Source organism: Candidatus Enterococcus murrayae, assembly GCF_017315985.1.
GTDB lineage: Bacteria > Bacillota > Bacilli > Lactobacillales > Enterococcaceae > Enterococcus_A > Enterococcus_A murrayae.
Genome location: NZ_JAFLVR010000041.1, coordinates 41,243 through 60,552, shown reverse-complemented (window position 1 = coordinate 60,552; position 19,310 = coordinate 41,243). Strand labels below are relative to the sequence as shown.

The 19,310-nt window shown below is 43.3% G+C and carries 20 protein-coding genes; 18 read left to right on the top strand and 2 right to left on the bottom strand.

Going from position 1 to position 19,310, the window contains the following annotated elements; all coding sequences use genetic code 11:
• Window positions 1-75: 75 nt before the first annotated feature.
• The gene (rpsD, locus tag JZO85_RS16435) at window positions 76-687 is read right to left on the bottom strand and encodes a 30S ribosomal protein S4 (protein WP_207109601.1); all 612 of its coding nucleotides are present in this window, start codon (window positions 685-687) and stop codon (window positions 76-78) included.
• 376 nt (window positions 688-1,063) lie between these two features.
• Between rpsD and JZO85_RS16430 the strand changes: the two genes are divergently transcribed.
• The 16 genes from JZO85_RS16430 (at window position 1,064) to JZO85_RS16355 (ending at window position 17,359) form a co-directional block, all read left to right on the top strand.
• On the top strand, window positions 1,064-1,702 hold the full coding sequence (locus tag JZO85_RS16430) for a DNA alkylation repair protein (RefSeq protein WP_207109600.1): 639 nt from the start codon (window positions 1,064-1,066) through the stop codon (window positions 1,700-1,702).
• Window positions 1,703-1,717: 15 nt separating this feature from the next.
• The gene (locus JZO85_RS16425; RefSeq protein ID WP_207109599.1) at window positions 1,718-2,500 is read left to right on the top strand and encodes a Cof-type HAD-IIB family hydrolase; all 783 of its coding nucleotides are present in this window, start codon (window positions 1,718-1,720) and stop codon (window positions 2,498-2,500) included.
• 414 nt (window positions 2,501-2,914) lie between these two features.
• Entirely contained in the window at window positions 2,915-4,033 is a 1,119-nt protein-coding gene (locus JZO85_RS16420) for a DUF4352 domain-containing protein (protein ID WP_207109598.1), read from the top strand.
• Window positions 4,026-5,102: a zinc ribbon domain-containing protein gene (locus JZO85_RS16415; RefSeq protein WP_207109597.1), complete on the top strand. Its 1,077-nt coding sequence runs from the start codon at window positions 4,026-4,028 to the stop codon at window positions 5,100-5,102. Before JZO85_RS16420 ends, JZO85_RS16415 begins: the two co-directional genes overlap by 8 nt.
• Before the next feature lie 140 nt (window positions 5,103-5,242).
• Window positions 5,243-6,037 (top strand): TIGR00282 family metallophosphoesterase, encoded by a 795-nt coding sequence (locus tag JZO85_RS16410; protein ID WP_207109596.1) that lies wholly within the window; start codon window positions 5,243-5,245, stop codon window positions 6,035-6,037.
• 15 nt (window positions 6,038-6,052) lie between these two features.
• Window positions 6,053-6,439 carry a YlbF family regulator gene (locus JZO85_RS16405; protein ID WP_207109595.1) on the top strand — a complete coding sequence of 129 codons (387 nt, stop codon included), beginning with the start codon at window positions 6,053-6,055 and terminating at the stop codon, window positions 6,437-6,439.
• Entirely contained in the window at window positions 6,439-8,994 is a 2,556-nt protein-coding gene (gene mutS / locus JZO85_RS16400; protein WP_207109594.1) for a DNA mismatch repair protein MutS, read from the top strand. Before JZO85_RS16405 ends, mutS begins: the two co-directional genes overlap by 1 nt.
• 21 nt (window positions 8,995-9,015) lie before the next feature.
• Window positions 9,016-11,016, top strand: a complete 2,001-nt coding sequence (gene mutL / locus JZO85_RS16395; protein WP_207109593.1) for a DNA mismatch repair endonuclease MutL — start codon at window positions 9,016-9,018, stop codon at window positions 11,014-11,016.
• A 22-nt stretch (window positions 11,017-11,038) separates the two neighbouring features.
• On the top strand, window positions 11,039-11,596 hold the full coding sequence (locus JZO85_RS16390; RefSeq protein WP_207109592.1) for a Maf family protein: 558 nt from the start codon (window positions 11,039-11,041) through the stop codon (window positions 11,594-11,596).
• A gap of 120 nt (window positions 11,597-11,716) precedes the next feature.
• The gene (gene msrB, locus JZO85_RS16385; RefSeq protein WP_207109591.1) at window positions 11,717-12,145 is read left to right on the top strand and encodes a peptide-methionine (R)-S-oxide reductase MsrB; all 429 of its coding nucleotides are present in this window, start codon (window positions 11,717-11,719) and stop codon (window positions 12,143-12,145) included.
• 289 nt (window positions 12,146-12,434) lie between these two features.
• Window positions 12,435-12,863, top strand: coding sequence for a CidA/LrgA family protein (locus JZO85_RS16380; RefSeq protein WP_207109590.1), 429 nt, complete (start codon window positions 12,435-12,437; stop codon window positions 12,861-12,863).
• Complete coding sequence (locus JZO85_RS16375) at window positions 12,844-13,542, top strand: LrgB family protein (protein WP_429958650.1); 699 nt, start codon at window positions 12,844-12,846, stop codon at window positions 13,540-13,542. Before JZO85_RS16380 ends, JZO85_RS16375 begins: the two co-directional genes overlap by 20 nt.
• Before the next feature lie 51 nt (window positions 13,543-13,593).
• Entirely contained in the window at window positions 13,594-15,054 is a 1,461-nt protein-coding gene (locus JZO85_RS16370) for a helix-turn-helix domain-containing protein (RefSeq protein WP_207109589.1), read from the top strand.
• A gap of 106 nt (window positions 15,055-15,160) precedes the next feature.
• Window positions 15,161-15,754 carry a Holliday junction branch migration protein RuvA gene (ruvA, locus tag JZO85_RS16365; protein ID WP_010741129.1) on the top strand — a complete coding sequence of 198 codons (594 nt, stop codon included), beginning with the start codon at window positions 15,161-15,163 and terminating at the stop codon, window positions 15,752-15,754.
• 13 nt (window positions 15,755-15,767) lie between these two features.
• A complete protein-coding gene (gene ruvB, locus JZO85_RS16360) occupies window positions 15,768-16,772 on the top strand; it encodes a Holliday junction branch migration DNA helicase RuvB (protein WP_207109588.1) in 1,005 nt (334 codons plus the stop codon).
• An 11-nt stretch (window positions 16,773-16,783) separates the two neighbouring features.
• A complete protein-coding gene (locus JZO85_RS16355) occupies window positions 16,784-17,359 on the top strand; it encodes a TetR/AcrR family transcriptional regulator (protein ID WP_207109587.1) in 576 nt (191 codons plus the stop codon).
• Here the strand turns inward: JZO85_RS16355 and JZO85_RS16350 are convergent.
• A complete protein-coding gene (locus tag JZO85_RS16350; RefSeq protein WP_207109586.1) occupies window positions 17,356-18,330 on the bottom strand; it encodes a 2-hydroxyacid dehydrogenase family protein in 975 nt (324 codons plus the stop codon). The two genes, JZO85_RS16355 and JZO85_RS16350, sit on opposite strands and share 4 nt — an antisense overlap.
• 53 nt (window positions 18,331-18,383) lie before the next feature.
• Here JZO85_RS16350 and JZO85_RS16345 point away from each other — a divergent pair, with 53 nt between their 5' ends.
• Together JZO85_RS16345 and JZO85_RS16340 are read left to right on the top strand one after the other, a co-directional pair.
• Complete coding sequence (locus JZO85_RS16345) at window positions 18,384-18,842, top strand: low molecular weight protein-tyrosine-phosphatase (RefSeq protein ID WP_207109585.1); 459 nt, start codon at window positions 18,384-18,386, stop codon at window positions 18,840-18,842.
• A gap of 72 nt (window positions 18,843-18,914) precedes the next feature.
• Complete coding sequence (locus JZO85_RS16340) at window positions 18,915-19,277, top strand: hypothetical protein (RefSeq protein ID WP_207109584.1); 363 nt, start codon at window positions 18,915-18,917, stop codon at window positions 19,275-19,277.
• Window positions 19,278-19,310 lie beyond the last annotated feature (33 nt).

Genomic DNA, 19,310 nt, shown 5'->3' with positions numbered 1-19,310 from the left:
TTGATTTGACAATTCAAGTATCAAAAAAACACCCAAACCCTTGCGGTGCAAGGACTTGAGTGTCTGTAAGAAGTCTTACATTAATTTGTTGTAGAATTCAACGACTAATGATTCGTCGATTTCTGGGTTGATTTCATCGCGTTCTGGTAAACGAGACAATGAACCTTCTAATTTTTCATCGTCGAAGCTTACGAAAGCAGGACGACCAACAGCTGATTCAACTGCTTCTTTCACAGTAATCATGTTTTTAGATTTTTCACGGATACCGATAACTTGGCCAACTTCTACTTCATAAGAAGCGATGTCAACACGTTTGCCATCGACAGTTACGTGACCGTGGTTAACTAATTGACGAGCTTGGCGACGAGTAGAAGCCAAACCTAGACGGTAAACCACGTTATCTAGACGACGTTCTAGTAAGATCATGAAGTTAACACCGTGTTTACCTTCTTTGATTTTGCTAGCGCGTACGAATAAGTTACGGAATTGACGTTCGTTTAATCCGTAGATGAAACGTAATTTTTGTTTTTCTGACATTTGCAAGCCGTATTCAGATTTCTTTCCACGGCTGTTTGGTCCATGTTGACCTGGAGCGTATGGACGACGTGCTAATTCTTTCCCTGTTCCTGATAATGAGATACCAAGACGACGAGATTGTTTCCATGATGGTCCTGTATAACGTGACATTAAAAATTCCTCCAATAAATTGTTTTGGAGTAAAATAATCCGTTGAAAAATTCATATCCGTGTAGTTCGTTCTTCAATCTTCACCTTTGCAGCCGCGGTTACACAATTGAACCAATGCTGGCAACGAACTGGGGACGGGCTATTATTCCTCTGCTGCATTATTTTACACAAAGGTCAGTATAACGGAAAAGACTACACCGAGTCAAGTTCAGCTGTTGCTTTTTTGAAAAAAATGTGTTAATTGTTGGGTGCTGACAAAAAACGATTCCTTTTTATCAAAGACAGCAAAAAGATTGAATGAAAATTACGGAAGAAGTTTTTGCAAATTCTCTGAAACTTCTCTACAATGAAGAGGTGAAAAGAGGTGGATCCATCAATGGAAGCGTTGATTTTTCCGTATCAACCGGATCATGCAGAACCGATGGCTCGCTATATGAAAAATCTCTTTCCGTTTTGCGGCGTTAAAAAACCGCAAAGGGCCTTGTTAGAGCGTCCTTATTTAAAAGAAAGCCTAGCGCTGCCGCTGTCGGAGCTGATTCAAGAGATTTTCCGCAACTACCGCAAGGACGAGCGGGAATACCAATACTATGCCATTGATTTAGCGCAGAAAAATATCCAACGCTTCTCACTGGAGGAGCTAGCCGCTTTGCTTCCTTTATTAGCGGAAAAGAGTTGGTGGGACAGTATTGATGCCTGGCGTAAAGTTTTTTCTACGTGGGTCTTGGCTCACCCTGAGAAGTTGGAGTCTGTGTACAGCTTCTTTTATCAGCACGAGAATTTCTGGTATCGGCGTATAGCGATTAACCTGCAGCTTCTATTTAAAGAAGAAACTGATACAAAATTATTGGCACAAGCAATCTTGGCGGATCTGACGACGGAGGAATTTTTCATTCAGAAGGCGATCGGATGGGCGTTGCGGGATTATAGCAAGGTGAATCCTGATTGGGTAAAGAGTTTTATGCAGCAGCATTCATTAAGTAAGTTAGCCCTACGTGAGGGCAGCAAATACATATAAATGGAGAGAGATATTTTGGAAAGAAAATTAATCGCACTAGACATTGATGGGACCTTGTTGAGCAGCCAAAGAAAACCTTTGGACAGCACGATGAAGGCGTTGAAAGCATTGCGTGAAGCTGGACACTTAGTGACTATTGCGACAGGACGTTCCCGCTTATTGGCTGGCGATGTGATTCATCAGTTGGGGTGTACGAATTACATCATTTGTAATGGCTCTGCCGGTTTTTTAGATCATGAGCAGGTTTATAAGCACACGCTTGATCGTGAAGCTCTGACTCGGATGATTGACTTTGCCAGTGAGCGGAAGATCGATATCATTCTCTTTGGCCTAGATTCCTTTGGGCGTGTCACGAATTTCGACGGAGCAAAAGTCAGCAATGCTATGTCTTCTTTTGGACAGCAGGCTCCTGCGTACGATGCAGATTATTTCTCTCAGCATGAAGTCTATCAAGGCTGTGCCTTTTATGACCAGTCCATGGATGAAGAATTTCAAGCGGCCTTTCCAGAATTTCGATTGGTTCGCTGGCATGAAAATAGTGTAGACATCATTCCAAATCCTGGATCGAAGGCCCAAACGATCTTAGCGTTAGCGAAGAAGGTCGGGATCAAACCAGAAAACATCGTTACTTTCGGTGATGGCAATAATGATATTGAAATGCTGAATTTGGCAGGGACAGGTGTGGCGATGGGCAATGCTGCTAACCATGTCAAAGAAGCAGCGAATCTTGTGACCGATACGAACGATCAAGACGGTATCTATAAAGCATTACGCCAATTAGAATTGGTTCATGAATAAGCAGATGTAAGAACCGGGATTTTTTCCCGGTTCTTTTTTGGATTAATTAACAAATAATGGAGGGAAAGGCATGGGATTTGTTTAATCCCCCTTTGGAACGAGGACTATGTTCTTGAGTTCTTCCACGAAAGACGATGTTTTTTTGACAGTGTTTCTCACAAATAAGAAACCGCTCGTGTTTTATTTATTTACTTGTGGAAAACAGAAAGGAAAATGACAAATTAAACAGATTTAAATATTATAAAATCTTTTTTTAACATTTTCATTTATTAATTCTATTTGTTTTTTTAAGTTTTCTCTACTTGTTGTTAATTTCTGTAACTATGTTGACGGAGGTGTTCTTTTTCGTATATCATATAGTCAATAAATGTTTTTTTATTAACTAAAAAAGTAGTACATATAGGAGGAGAACACATGAAAAAGTTTAGGGTGCTTAGCGGAGTGGTTTTACTGAGCAGTTTGTTATTAACGATGACTGCCTGCTCAGGCGGCGGAGAGACAAAAAAAGAGGACAAAAAGGAAAATACAGCGCAAACCTCCAAGGTTGAAATGAGTGTCGAAGGAGGCAGCTACATCATTCCTGATGGGGAAAAGGTTGATGATGAAACAGGCTTTTTAGCATTAGACATCAAGGTGAAAAATAAATCAAAGGACAAATTAGATGTTTCCTCTAGTGACTTTGCTTTATATGATGAAGATGGCAAGAAGGTTTCTTCCGAGCATGTCTATGATTCCAACGATAATTTTAAGGTAATGAGCAGTGAAAGCTTGTCAGAGGATAAGAGCTTTACCGAGCCGCTGGTATTTGAAGTCAAGAAGGATGCGGAATATGAGCTGCATTATAAACCGACATACTACACAGATGAAGACAAAGACGAAGGCATCGAGCTGAAACTAAACACGAAAAAATACAGCGATGACACTAAAGCAGTGCAGGCCTTGACTAGTCAATACGTAACGAAAGTCTTTTTCGGTTCTGACGAAGTGAAGGATGAAGATAAGAAGGCGGCTGGAAAGCTTGAGCTGGCCAATGATGTGGAAGCAGAACGCAAGACCTTCAAAGATGACAGTATCAATAGCCTGAAGGATGATTTCTCAAACTACGAGCCTTCCACGGCTGAATTGGAAAAAGTCATTACTCAGATCCAACAGACGAATGCTGAAAAAGGTAAAGTGACTTACAGCTTTAAAGAATTCTTCCCAGAATCAGCAGTAATCTATGTGCGTCCGGAAATGGTATTTTTAGATGATGTCGATACGAAATCGATCACAGATAAATTCGTTGAAGAAAACAAAGGCAAATATACTGATTATACAAGTGTTCGTCGTGATGCAGAAAAATACCTGTTACAGGAATTACCTGGAAAAATCAATGAAGCGCCAATCAATACTGATGACAATATGAACGGTGAAGGCTATCAAGTGAAGCTGGAGAAAAAGGATGGCAAATGGGAAATCAACTCATCCAACGAAAGCCGAAACTACTATTTCAAATCCATGAAAGCAGCCTTCAGAGGCGGACTGAATGACTAGAAAGACTGGAACGCTGGCAGTTATTGCGTTGATAGCGGTAATTGTTTTTGGTTCCATCAGCTATTCCAGTTATAAAAATAGTGAGGATGCAACGGTCGATCGGCTTGCGGAGGCCTTGCTTAAAAATGACCAGACGGAAATCAAGCGCTATATGCCAAGCTATTCGAACAAGAAAAAGATTACAAAAGATGCGCAAAAGGTTTTTTATCAGCATTTGAAGAAAATGAAGAAGGAACAAGTCGTCAAGCTATTGAAGGAAGATGAAAATTTCACGATTAAAGAAGGCTCTTCCTTTTTGAAGCCGGCGCAGATTTATCCGAATGCGCGTTTTTTAGTGATCGAATTGCCTAAAGGAACGGAGCTTCAGGCAACGATCCAAGCACAAGATATTTCCGGCGAGTATGTTGAAGAGTGGAACAAGTATACCTTTGGCCCATTCCTGCCGGGAAAATACCAATTGACCTATGAGATGGCCCATCCGAAATTCGGAGCCAAAAAGGACAAGGAGACCATCGATCTCAAAGCGGAAGACCAACGGGTGACGGTTGAAGAAAATAGTCTGTATGAAGGCAATCAAAAATTTCAAAAGCACCTGCTGGCTTCTGCAGTCAACTACTTCGATTCTTTCAACAAGGGCATTCGAGAAGGGCTGAACATGTCCCAATTGACTGCCTCTAAGCGGCACAAAGAAGAGATGCAGAGCAGCCTTGAAGAGCTGAAGCCGTACTTAAAAAGCTTTGATCAGCAATTTCAATCAGTTAAGATTGATTGCGATTCAATTTCGGTAAACAACGGACAAACAAAAGTACAATTAGATTTGTATATCGATCTTAAGCGCTCGATGCAATTGGTCGAGGAAGTCGGAATCGATGAGGCGCTGAGCTCAGATAAGCAAAATGCTATTGTGAGTCTAGTTTATGACGAGGATCAGAAAAAATGGCTGATGGATGAGCTGGATTTTAACACTTATCAGCAGGACCCAGAGACATGGGAGCATGTTCAAAGCTATCGTGCAGAAAGTGAAAAGAAAGCACATTGGGATAAAGAAGGAGCAGCCGAGGTTGTTTAACAGTTGAAAACTGTGGGTGAATACTACCCACAGTTTTTTTTATTTTTAAAATGCCTTCAGCAAGTTGAATGGAATCTTTTATTTTCAAGCAAAAACAACTATAATAAGACAAGATGCTTAACTAGAGAAGGGGAAAAAAAGTGCGCTTACTATTCATTGGGGATGTTGTTGGTTCGTTAGGTCGGCAAATGCTGAGCGATTATTTACCGCGATTAAAGAAGAAATACCATCCACAGTTGACGATCGTCAATGGCGAGAACGCGGCTGCAGGCCGTGGTATCACAGAAAAAATCTATAAGAAGTTTTTACAAGATGGGGTCGATGTTGTCACGATGGGGAACCATACTTGGGACAACAAAGCGATTTTTGAGTTTATTTCTGACGCGAAAAAAATGATCCGACCGGCGAATTTTCCGGAGGGTGCACCAGGCAAAGGGCATTTGTATGTGAAGGTGAATGAGTTGGAGCTGGCGATTATCAATTTGCAGGGACGTTCGTTTATGACCGATTTAGATGATCCTTTTCGTATCGCCGATAATTTGATCAAGGAAGCGCGGGAGCGTACCCCCTATATTTTTGTTGATTTTCACGGTGAAACGACGAGTGAAAAGCAGGCGATGGGCTGGTTTGCGGACGGTCGTGTTTCAGCGGTAGTCGGCACACACACCCATGTTCAAACCAATGACGCGCGCATCTTGCCTAAAGGGACTGCCTATTTAACGGATGTTGGAATGACAGGACCGTATGATGGTATTTTAGGGATGAAGAAAGAGCCGATCATTGAAAAATTCTTGACGGCGCTGCCGCATCGTTTTGAAGTAATTGAAGAAGGCCGTTCGGTATTGTCCGCTTGTGTGATTGATATCGATAAAAATGGCCATGGACAAAAAATCGAAACGATCTTGATCAATGAAGATCGTCCATTTAGAGAATAGAAGCAGAGGGATAAAATGAATCTAGCAAATGAAGCCGCCGTCGATGCGGCTTTATCTCATTTAACAGCATTATTAGGTGAAAATGAAGTGATCATCCGTTACCAGCAGCTCCAAAAACGAGTAGCAGAAAACGACACACTTCAGAAATTAGAAGAAGACATCAAAGCAGCGCAAAAGGATGCAGTCCAATTTGCCCATTACGGCAAACCGGAAGCAGAGCGCGAAGCCTTAAAGGAAGCCGATCGTCTGACAAAAGAGTTGAATCAGCATCCATTGGTGATTGCTTATCGTGAGCAGCTGTTTGAAACCAATGATCTGCTTCAGCATTTGACGACGATGATCCAAAAGGAAGTCAATAAAGCTTTAGAAGCAGAGGAATCTACTGGAGAAGGAGAGAACTAATGCCTCAAAAAACCAAAAATACGCCAATGATGGAACAATATTTGGCGATCAAGGAACAATATAAAGACGCTTTTCTATTTTACCGGCTAGGAGACTTTTACGAGCTCTTCAACGAAGATGCCGTCAAGGTTTCGCAGCTATTAGAATTAACATTAACGAGCCGCAATCGGAACGCCGACGATCCGATCCCAATGTGCGGAGTACCGCATCATTCAGCTCAAGGCTATATCGATACTCTAGTTGAGCAGGGCTATAAGGTCGCGATCTGCGAACAAATGGAAGATCCGAAACAGGCCAAAGGAATGGTCAAACGTGAGGTTGTCCAGTTAATCACACCAGGGACCTTGATGGAAGGCAAAGGCATTGAAGCCAAAGCCAATAATTTCTTGACCGCAGTCACTCAAGTCAAAGATAAATTTGGCTTCGCCTATGTCGATCTTTCGACGGGTGAGCTGAAGACCGCTTTATTACATGACGAAGAAGCCGTGATGAATGAAGCAACGGCGTTACAAACCAAGGAAATCGTTCTAGGCAGCGAGATTCCAGAAGGCCTGCAGAAGAATCTGGCAGAACGTCTGGGTCTGGTCTTCTCCCAGCAGGAAACGATCGAAGACAACGCGGAGTTCAGCTTCCTGACAGCGGATATCACCGACGAGCTGGAAAAAGAAGCGACAGGCAAACTGTTGACCTATTTATCGGTGACACAAAAACGCAGCTTAGGGCATATTCAGAAAGCAGAAGAATACCAGCCAGAGCATTTCCTAAAGCTGGATTATTTCTCTAAGACTAACCTGGAATTGACCCGTTCAATTCGTACCGGGAAAAAACAAGGGACGCTGCTGTGGTTGTTGGATGAAACGAAAACAGCGATGGGCGGACGTTTATTAAAGCAATGGATCGATCGCCCGCTGATTCAAAAGCGTCAGATCAATGCCCGTCAAGCAATGGTGTCCTCTTTATTGAATGCTTATTTTGAACGGATGGATCTAAACGAAACGTTAACGAAGGTCTATGACTTAGAACGTTTGGCTGGACGTGTGGCCTTTGGCAACGTCAATGGCCGCGACCTGATCCAATTGAAGACGTCATTGATGCAAGTACCGCAGATTCGTCAATTGTTAACGGGTATCAATCAAGGCGAGTGGAACGATCTCTTAGTAGACATGGAGCCGATGGACGATTTGGTTGACTTGATCGAAAAAGCCATCAATGACGAAGCGCCGCTGCAGATCACCGAAGGAAATGTGATTAAGGACGGCTACAATGAACAATTGGACCAATACCGCGAAGCGATGAAGAACGGAAAAACTTGGCTTGCTGAACTGGAAGCACGGGAGCGTCAAGCGACAGGCATTAAGACGCTAAAAGTCGGATATAATCGCGTATTTGGCTACTATATCGAGATCACGAAGTCGAACCTTGCTAATTTGGAAGAAGGCAAATACGAGCGGAAGCAAACCCTAGCGAATGCGGAGCGTTTTATCACTCCTGAGCTGAAAAAATTAGAAACCTTGATTTTAGAAGCCGAAGAAAAATCCGTTGCACTTGAATATGAACTCTTCCTAGAGGTACGAAACGAAGTTAAAAAGGCCATCACCCGTTTGCAAAAATTAGCCAAAAGCTTGAGTGCGACCGATGTATTGCAAAGCTTTGCGACAGTCAGCGAACGTTATCAATATGTACAGCCGACAATGGAAGTCGGTACCCACAATTTGCAGATCACTGAAGGCCGTCATCCGGTCGTAGAAAAAGTATTGGGACATCAAGAGTACATTCCTAATAGTGTGCATATGAGTCCAGATGAACTGCTGCTGCTGATTACTGGACCGAACATGTCTGGTAAAAGTACGTATATGCGCCAGCTTGCTTTAACGGTAATCATGGCGCAGATGGGCTGCTTTGTTCCAGCGGAAAGTGCTGAACTGCCGATTTTTGATCAGATATTTACCCGAATTGGTGCCAGCGATGACCTGATCGCCGGCCAGTCTACCTTCATGGTAGAAATGATGGAGGCCAATCAAGCCCTGCGCCATGCGACACCAAACAGCTTGATTCTCTTTGATGAATTAGGCCGCGGAACAGCCACCTATGACGGAATGGCGCTAGCGCAAGCGATTATTGAATACATTCACAAAAATGTCAAAGCAAAGACGCTATTTTCAACGCATTACCATGAGTTGACTGTGTTGGAAGAAACACTGCCGCAGCTAAAAAATGTTCACGTTGGCGCGGTCGAGCAAAACGGCGAAGTCGTCTTCCTGCATAAATTGATGGATGGCCCCGCTGATAAAAGCTACGGGATTCATGTAGCCAAGATCGCCGGCATGCCGACAGATCTGCTTTCACGGGCAGCGACGATTCTATCCGCGTTAGAAGCGGACACTCCTTCTCAGAAAAATGTGGAAATCGCTGAAGAAACGGAGCAGCTTTCCTTATTCAGCGAGGTTTCCACCGCCGAGCTCGGTGTAGTGGACAGCATCAAGAAAGCCGATTTACTTGAAATGAACCCGATGGAAGCTTTAAACTTCCTATACGAATTGCAAAAACGAATTTAAAATGCTGATAGGAGGAGTTCGATGGGAAAAATCCAAGAATTATCCGAACGTTTAGCCAATCAAATCGCCGCTGGTGAAGTAGTCGAACGTCCAGCGTCAGTCGTCAAGGAATTAGTTGAAAATGCGATCGATGCCAAAGCGACGCAAATCGATATTTTGATCGAAGAGGCCGGCCTGAAGAAAATCCAGATCGTAGATAACGGTGAAGGCATCCGGCAGGACGATGTTGAAAATGCCTTTAAACGACATGCAACCAGTAAAATCCACAATCGCGATGATCTATTCCGGATTCGCACACTGGGCTTCCGCGGTGAAGCTTTGCCATCGATCGCCTCAGTTTCTGAGATGACCTTGGAGACCGCGACTGCCGATGAGACACAAGGGTCTTACTTGTTCTTAAAAGGCGGCAAGATCGAAGAGCAGCGGCCCACTTCCTTGCGTACAGGGACGAAAATCACGGTCGAGAATCTGTTCTTTAATACACCTGCTCGCTTGAAGTATGTCAAATCGTTGCAGACGGAATTGTCAAATATTGGCGACATTGTGAACCGGATGGCCTTGAGTCATCCCAAGATCGCCTTTCGGCTTGTCCATGATGGTCACAAAATGCTAAGCACCAGCGGCAGTGGAGATTTGAAGCAGACGCTTGCAGGTATTTATGGAGTTGCGACAGCGAAAAAAATGCTGAAGGTCGAAGCCAAGGACTTGGACTTCACGCTAAACGGCTATGTCTCGCTGCCTGAAGTGACACGTGCAAGCCGCAATTACTTATCCGTGATCATCAACGGCCGGTATATTAAGAATTACGCGCTGAACAAGGCGATTATCAATGGCTACCAGTCAAAATTAATGGTGGGACGCTATCCGATCGCAGTGCTTGAAATCACGATGGACCCGCTGTTAGTCGATGTGAATGTCCACCCTACTAAGCAGGAAGTTCGTTTATCCAAAGAAAAAGAATTGATGGATTTGATCAGCCGCGGGATTGCTGAGAGTCTGCGTCAGATCAATTTGATTCCCGATGTTGGTGAAAATCCCAGCTTTAAACGCAAAGTCGAAAAAATTCAAACAGAGCAATTAGACTTGGCGCTAGAGGAACAGCCGAAGAAAAAAAGCGACTTGAATTACGATCCTAAGACTGGAATTTTTTATGTCGAAGCCAAACAACCAGAAGCAAACGAAACATCTGTCCCCTTGAAAGAAGAGAGGGTCGAGGAAACAAGGCCTGTTCCATTAGAGACCGAGCAGGAAAAAGCCTCGGTCGTGGAGGAGACCCCAGAGCCGCTGGCCGAAGAAGCCCCTCAAGTTGAAGAGGAGAGCTGCGAAGAGGCGGCCAATACCGATCACCCTGAGTTTGATCTCAGCACTCAATCTGGTGAGAAGGTAATCGAACAAGCTATCACGAAGCTGGAGCAAGAACAGCCAAAAGAACGGTTTCCAATGTTGGAGTATTTTGGTCAAATGCATGGAACCTATTTGTTCGCTCAAAGCAAAGACGGCCTATATATCATTGATCAGCACGCGGCTCAAGAGCGAATCAAATACGAATATTTCCGCGAAAAAATCGGAGATGTTTCCGATGATCTGCAGGAGTTGCTGGTTCCTTTTGTCTTAGATTACCCCAACAATGATGCGATCAAGCTGAAAGAAAAAACAGAACTGCTGCAGGAGGTTGGGATTTATCTAGAGGAGTTTGGTCCAAACAGCTTCATAGTGCGAGCACATCCAACCTGGTATCCGGCAGGCCAAGAAGAAAGCATTATTCGCGAGATGATTGACATGCTGCTGATCACCGGTTCTGTCAGTGTGAAGAAATTCCGTGAAGCGACAGCAATCATGATGAGCTGCAAACGATCCATCAAAGCTAACCATCATTTGAATGAAGCACAGGCACGGGTTTTATTGACGGATTTAGCACAATGCGACAATCCTTTTAACTGCCCGCATGGCCGTCCAGTACTGATCCATTTCAGCAACAGCGATATGGAGCATATGTTTAAACGCATTCAAGACCCACACTAGATTACACGAGGAGCACGAACAAATGACAGTTATTTTAGCTTCGCAATCACCTAGGCGCCGAGAATTGCTGCATTGGCTGATTGCTGATTTCACCGTTCAGCCTGCCGACATTGATGAAGAAGTCAAAGAGCAGTATGCACCGGTAGAGTACGTGATGGAGATGGCCCGTCAAAAAGCAGCGGTCGTTGCTGCTGACCAACCAGAGGCACTGGTTATCGCTAGCGATACAGTCGTTGTGCTAGACGATCAAATCCTAGGAAAGCCAAAAAGCCGAGAGGAAGCTTTTGGCATGTTGAGGGACATGAGTGACGGCAATCATTTGGTTTATACGTCTGTAGTGATCCGCCAAGGTGGGAAAACAGCAGAGAAATTAACTTCTGCTAAAGTAACCTTTTACCCATTGACCGATGAAGAAATCAACCGCTATTTAGATAGTGACGATTACAAAGATAAAGCTGGCGCATATGGTATTCAGAATGGGGCAGGTGTCTTTGTTGAAAAAATCGAAGGCGATTATTACAGCATCGTTGGTTTTCCGGTGGGTGCGGTAAATCAGATGTTGAAGGATTTTGAGTATTGATCGATGGAAAAGTATCCATCGATCTTTTTTTGAAATCAGTCTGAGCAAATTTATCGTTTCTTTTTCTTGATGGATGTATGCTTACCTTATTCAAAGCAATCGTGAAAGAGGGAATGAAGGATGGAAAAAGAAGAATTGAGACAGAAGCTTTCACCAATGGAATATTCGGTCACACAAGAAAATGCCACTGAGCGTCCATTTTCTGGCAAGTATGATGACTTTTATCAAAAAGGCATCTATGTTGATGTGGTCAGCGGTGAACCGCTGTTTTCTTCTAGCGACAAATATGATGCTGGCTGCGGCTGGCCATCTTTTAGCCGGCCGATCGAAAAACGCGGTGTCGCAGAGAAGGCTGATTTTTCCCACGGCATGCACCGAGTAGAAGTTCGCAGTAAGGAAGCTGATTCCCATCTCGGACACGTCTTCAACGATGGCCCACAAGATCAAGGTGGATTGCGTTATTGCATCAACTCAGCAGCTCTGCGGTTCATCCCATTTGAAGAGATGGATGAAGCAGGCTACGGAGAGTACAAAACGATTGTGAAATAAACCAAGCTGTGCCTTGTTTTCGGCACAGCTTTTTTGAATCATAAAGGAATCATAAAATTTTCAAATGAATAAGTAATTTTGCAGCAGGTCTATCCATGTCTGGCTTCACGAACTAGCTTTATTGCCGATAAAGCTGAGCGAGTTCGCGAAGCCCTTCTTGTAGATGATTAAGTTTAGACTTTCGCTATCGCTTTTCAGAAAATGTATGAAATTCCGACAAAACTTGGAGAGCGAGTGATTCTTTTTTCGCTATACTAGAACTATCCTATTTTTAGAAAAGGCGATAGTTATGAAAATGTTTAAAGAATTAAGTTTGTTATTACTCTATTCCATTATTGGGGAAGGCTTACGGCTGTTTTTTAAGCTGCCGGTTCCGGGAAGTATTATCGGTATTTTGTTATTATTTCTTTCTTTCCAAACCAAGCTATTAAAGCCTTCAGCGATTGAAGATACAGCAAACTTTTTATTGAATCATTTAACGATCTTATTTGTGCCGGCAGGTGTCGGGTTGATGCAATATTATGGAGCAATCAAATATACTTGGCCTGTTTTACTTGGAGCGGTGGTTGTTTGCTCATTCGTATCTCTTGTTGCTGTTGGTAAAACAGCAGAGATTGTCGAAAAGATCGGCATGAAGAGCACTGAGAAAAAGGATCGTCTGGTTGATCAAGTTGAAAAGATACGAGGTGGAGCAGATGATCTCAGCGCTGGCGAGTAATCCGCTTTTTGGGTTAGCACTTACGTTATTGATCTACACATTGATGGAAAAATTATTGACTAAAATTAATATTCCTTTCATCAATCCTTTGATTGCTAGTGTAATCAGTATAATCATCCTGTTGAAATTCAGCGGGATCAGCTATAAGGATTACAACATGGGCGGAAATCTATTCACTATGATGATTACTCCGGCGACAGTCGCCTTGGCTTTACCGTTATACCAAAATTTCGATAAGCTCAAGAAATACTTTTTGCCAGTTATTTTAGGCACTTTAGTCGGTGTCGTTTTAAATTGCCTATTAAGCGTAGGGATTGGCCGGCTATTTTCGTTGAATAAGGGGATCATCGTTTCTTTATTGCCTAAATCTGTGACGACAGCGATCTCTGTTGATCTATCTAGTCAGATGGGCGGCATTTCACCAGTAACGTTGGCGATCGTTGTTTCTACCGGGATCTTTGGTGCTCTGGTAGGAACAAAAGTCTTCCAGCTGTTCAATATCAAGAGTCCTGTAGCGCAGGGAATTGCTTTAGGCAGCACCTCTCACGCGATCGGCACGGGTCGAGCAATTGAAATCGGTGAATTGGAAGGGATTTTGGCCGGCCTGTGTATTTGTGTCAACGGAATAGTGACTGTGGCACTGCTGCCGATTTTGTTCCATTTGTTCGAAGGTCTTTAGTAGCTGCTCCTTGCGCTCTTTTGCTAAAATAGAGCGTGAAGGAGTTTTTTTATGTATATCAAAGCGCTGGAATTACAACATTACGAAAAAGACATCTATTTCGGTGTTCGCTTACTGGAGCTGTTAAGTGATGGAAAAATCCATAAGAAGCTTGACTTGGCTGAGGAAGTAGGGCTAGATGCCCGCAGTGTCCAACGATTACTGGAGGAATTGAGTAAGAACTATTGCCGCTTCACAGAGACGGAGATTCCCTTATTTGAAAAAGAAGGGAATAATTATCGCCTGTTAATTGCCGATCAAATCATGGAGCAAAATCAATTTTTAGTTGATTTGATTCGCCATTCCTTGTCCTATCGGCTATTGCATTTATTGATTGCTGGAAAAGCCCGAACGATCAAAGAACTAAGCGAAAGATTATTTCGCAGTGAATCGACCATTCGGCGCAAATTGAAAGGCTTGTATCAAGAACTGGCGCCGCTGCAGTTAACGATTGAACGCGGAGAAGTATTTTTTCAGGCACCGGAGCCAGTCGTTCGGATGTATCTATCGGTTTATTATTGGCGCCTATTTCGAGGAAAGGATTGGCCCTTCGCACCCTTGCAGCACGAGCTCGTTGAAAAAATCAGTCATGGGATCCAACGCTTTTTTCAGGTAGCCTTGAATCCTATTAAGGAGCAGCGCCTAGAATATTTAGTAGCGGCTCATTTGTTGCGAGAAGTCCAACACTACTCATTAGAACCAAATTCAATCAGTCAGCAGACACTAGCCGGCGATTCGCTTTTTAAAGAGTTTTATCAGCAACTAAAGCCCGTGATGCCGGCCTATTTCCGTACACAAGCCTCTTTAGGAAATCTATTTTTGAATCTGCTGACGCGGGAGGAATACTACCACGTACCAGACATTACCAAAAAAATTCATCGATTACTGGCAAAGAAACCATTTCTTGTGATGGCTGAGATCGATGAGCGGTATCGGATTTTAGAAAAGAAGATCAATAATCATGCGGCATGGGAAAAATTTCAAGCCTTGCAGGCAGAAAACTATTTAATCAGCGGACATCTGTATCATCGGCTGTTTCCAATGATTCGTTTTAATATTAATGGTAAAGCCTTCTGGACGAAGATTACCCAGCAGCAACCCCAACTAGCCGCTTTTGTCTCAACTGTTTTAGCGGATCAAGGTGGTACTGAATCGATTCTTTTTGGTCGTTATCTTTCTGTTTTGCGGCGCTTGCCTGAGCTGACCATCCAACCGGTTGTGCGGATTTTTCTGCAGACAGATCTGCCAGAGTTTGAAGAAACGATTTTAAAAGACGATCTGCGCCGATTTTTGACGAATGATTTTCAAGTTGTTTTTTCAGCGACATTAGAAAACAGCGATGTATGTTTAACAACGAATCTGCTTTATGAGGATGAGGAAGTGCCGACATTAGCAATCACTCAGGAATTACGGATGACAGATTATTTTGCTTTATTACAGCTATTGGAAGGATTCGGCGGTAAGAGTTTTTAACCGCCGCCATTTGTGCTAAAATAATGAGAACATATGTGCATATATGCGGTTATGTATATGCAGTGAGAATAAAGAATTGTTTTCTTAACCAAAGAAAGGATCAACTATGTACGAATATATTACAGGTCGATTGACCTTCATCAGCCCTAGCTATGTGGTGTTGGATGTAAATGGGATCGGCTATCAAATCGCGTTAGGCAATCCCTATCGCTACAGCAGCAAAATGGAGCAATCTGTGACGATCTATGTGCAGCAGATCATTCGCGAGGATGCGCATTTATTATACGGCTTTGAGACATTGGCTGAAAAAGAATTGTTTTTACGACTGCTTTCAGTATCTGGTATTGGACCCAAGAGCGGCTTAGCGATCATGGCAAATGAGGATCATCAAGGCTTGATCCAAGCCATTGAAGCAGGCGATGTGACCTATTTAACGAAATTCCCAGGTGTAGGGAAAAAGACTGCCCAACAAATGGTCTTGGATTTAAAAGGCAAGCTCACCGAGCTCGTCGAGGATCCAATGTCCTTGTTCTATGAAGGCAATGATGATACGGCTCTGGCTGAAGCAATGGAAGCCCTACAGGCATTAGGCTACAGCCCGAAAGAAATCAAGAAAGTCGAAAAAGTTTTGGAAAAAGAAACATTGCAAAATACCGACGATTATTTACGAGCAGCTCTAAAATTAATGATGAAGAAGTAGGAGGACGAGTTAGATGGATGAAGAACGTTTGCTTTCACCAGATGCGGATGAGAGCGATAAAAGTTTAGAAAAATCACTGCGTCCTCGATACCTTGCTCAATATATCGGTCAAGACAAGGTTAAGCAAGAACTGTCGATCTATATTGAAGCAGCGAAAAACCGCCAAGAAGCATTGGATCATGTTTTGCTTTATGGGCCGCCGGGTCTGGGGAAGACCACGATGGCGATGGTGATCGCTAATGAAATGAATGTGCAGATTCGCTCAACCAGTGGACCGGCAATCGAACGTCCGGGGGATCTAGTAGCGATTTTAAATGAGCTGGAGCCGGGCGATGTACTATTTATCGATGAAATCCATCGATTGCCGCGAGTAGCAGAAGAAACCTTGTATTCAGCAATGGAGGATTATTATGTAGATATCATGGTGGGACAGGGGCCGACAGCTCACCCAGTACATTTTCCATTGCCGCCGTTTACTTTAATCGGAGCGACTACACGGGCAGGGATGCTATCGGCGCCACTGCGTGATCGATTTGGAATTATCTCTCATATGGAATATTACGAAGAGACGGATTTGCGGGAGATTGTGCTGCGCTCGGCCGATATTTTTCAAACTGAGATCGTGGAAGAAGGTGCGGTGGAGATTGCCCGACGCTCACGAGGAACACCGCGGATTGCCAATCGTTTACTGAAGCGGATTCGCGATTTTGCTCAGGTTCAATCGGATGGTGTGATCGATCGGAGAATTGCGGATCAGGCATTGGTGCTGCTGCAAGTTGATGGGGCAGGCTTAGACCACATTGATCAAAAATTATTAAAAACGATGATTGAACTGTATCATGGTGGACCGATCGGGCTGAGTACACTAGCGGTTAATATCGGTGAGGAACGTGAAACCGTGGAAGACATGTATGAACCGTATTTGATCCAAAAGGGTTTCATTAAACGAACACCGCGAGGGCGCATGGCGACCCCGTTAGCTTACGAGCATTTTGGTTATCCTTATCAACAAGTATAGAAGGTGGAAAAATGGCGGAAGGAAAAGCGACCAAAGAAACATTTGTTCAAGCGTTGATCGCGTTGTGCCAAGAAAAAAGTTATGAAAAAATCACTGTTCAAGATATCAGTCAAAAGGCCAGCTTAAACCGCCAAACATTTTATTATCATTTCAAGGATAAAAATGATCTGCTCCGTTATGCGTATTATCAACGCGGGCTGCAATACCTAATCTCGAACGAGCTGGTGTTGACGAATTGGGAAGAATCCGTTTTGAAGATGTTGAAAGAGATGCAGGTCTGTCATCAATTCTATTTGAATACCGTGGAAGTGACCCCGGAAGTATTAACAAAAGAGTTCAATGAATTGGCCCAACGTTTATTCGTTCGTTTATTTGACGAAGTCGATCAAGAAGGAGAACTCTCTCAAACAGATAAAGAATTTTATGCTCGTTTTCTTGCACATGGCTGTGGCGGGATTTTGATCGACTGGCTATTAGCCGGGGCAGATCAGCCGCCAATCACGATCGCGGCGCAATTATTTCGTTTTGCTAAGGATATCGAATTCTTTGCTTATCGTTTATATGAAAAAGATTGGAACGAGCGCTAAGCTCGATCCAATCCGTTTACGATATGCTTGATTGCTTTTCCTTCGAAGAGAGCAATCGCATTTTTAGCGACGATCTCAGCCATTTGATCTCTGGCTTCTACACTGGCGTTGCCGATATGCGGTGTCAAGATGACATTCGGCAGATCCTTTAAGCCTTCAGTGACCTCTGGCTCGAATTCATAGACATCCAGGGCGGCTCCTGCAATCTTCTTTGCCTTTAAGGCTTGAAGCAAAGCGGCTTCATCAATCAATGGTCCGCGGGCTGCATTGATCAAAAGGGCGCTGTCCTTCATTTGGTCAAAGGTTTTGCTCGTCAGTAAGTGTCTCGTATCCTCGGTCAATGGTGCATGGAGGGTCAGGATATCCGCTTGTTGAATCACTTCAGCTTGAGGATAATAGGTGGCATGTAATTTCTCCTCTAGCTCAGAAGTTAGCGGATGCCGCTGGTTGTAGAGGATTTTCATACCAAAAGCCCTCATCATTTGTGCTAAAGCTTGACCAATTTGGCCCATACCGATAATCCCTAAGGTCTTGTTCTTTAACTCATGACCTAAGAAGAATAGGGGAGCCCAGCCGTCAAAGCCCTCATCATGCATCAAATGATCGCCCTCAACAATTCGGCGAGACAAGGCAAGGATTAAACCAGCTGTTAATTCCGCAGTCGCATTAGTCGAGACTACCGGTGTGTTTGTTACATAGATATTTTTTTCTTTTGCATAAGCAGTGTCGATATTATTGAAGCCGGCTCCGAAGTTCGCGATCAGTTTCAATGCTGGTGCAGCATCGATGACGTCGCGATCAACCTGTGTCGATAGAGGACAAATCAAGGCTTCACAATCAACGATGTTTGCGATCAGCTCTTTTTTCGAAATTAACCCAGCTTTTTCATAGACTGTATATTCAAGCGCAGCTTCTTTTAACAATTTTGTGCCAAGCTCAGGCAGTTTGGCGGACAGATAAATTTTACTCATTTACGATCCCTCGTTTCATTTCGATAAATTGACTATAGCACAGGAGGAATGACATGAAAAAGATTCTATTTGTTTGCATGGGAAATATTTGCCGTTCACCGATGGCGGAAGCGATATTTCGGGATGCTTTCCAAAAAAAGCGAGAAAAGCAGTTTCAAGTTGATTCAGCGGCGACTAGCCGTTGGGAAGTCGGAAATCCGCCACATCAGGGGACACAGAGGATATTGTCGCAACACCATATTTCCGTCAAAGGAATGCGTGCGCGTCAAGTAACCACAGAAGATTTTTATGATGCAGATTATATTATTGGGATGGACAGAGACAATGTGTCCGACTTGGAATCAATCGCTCCCCACGGTACTGAAGATAAAATTTATTTGTACTTAGATCGGGTACCGGGACACGCTGGTGAAGGGATTCCAGATCCCTGGTATACAGGTGATTTTGAAGAAACCTATGATTTAATTCAAAAAGGTTTAAACGAATGGTTAACTTTTTTTGAAATGGACTAGATTCCTTGTTTTTTCTCTTGAATTTAAGTAAAATCATACTACATAACCATGCTCTTGATAGGAGGAAGCTGAATGACTAAAAACGAGAAGCCTAAAAAGAATTTAATCAAGCTGTTTTCAAATTCATCATATCGTTTCATCTCGGATTTTTTGAATGATTCTGCTGAAAAACGTGCCCAAGAGCAAGCCAATGAGAATATTTTTCTCAAACTAAAGATGGCGGCTCTACAAAATAGTTTAGTAGTCATTCAAGTTCAAGATGAAAAAGACGAAGAGAAATTCCAAACGATCTCAGGCTGGTTGCCCAAAGTAGTAACAAATGAGTCCATTGTTATTCGCACTCAGGATAATCAATTGGTGATGATGACAATTGATCGGATCAAAAAGGTAACGACCTTGTCACCAAGCGGAGATCAAGAAAGTATTTCACGATAAAAGTATTTCATACCTTTACGGGCGGACAGGCAT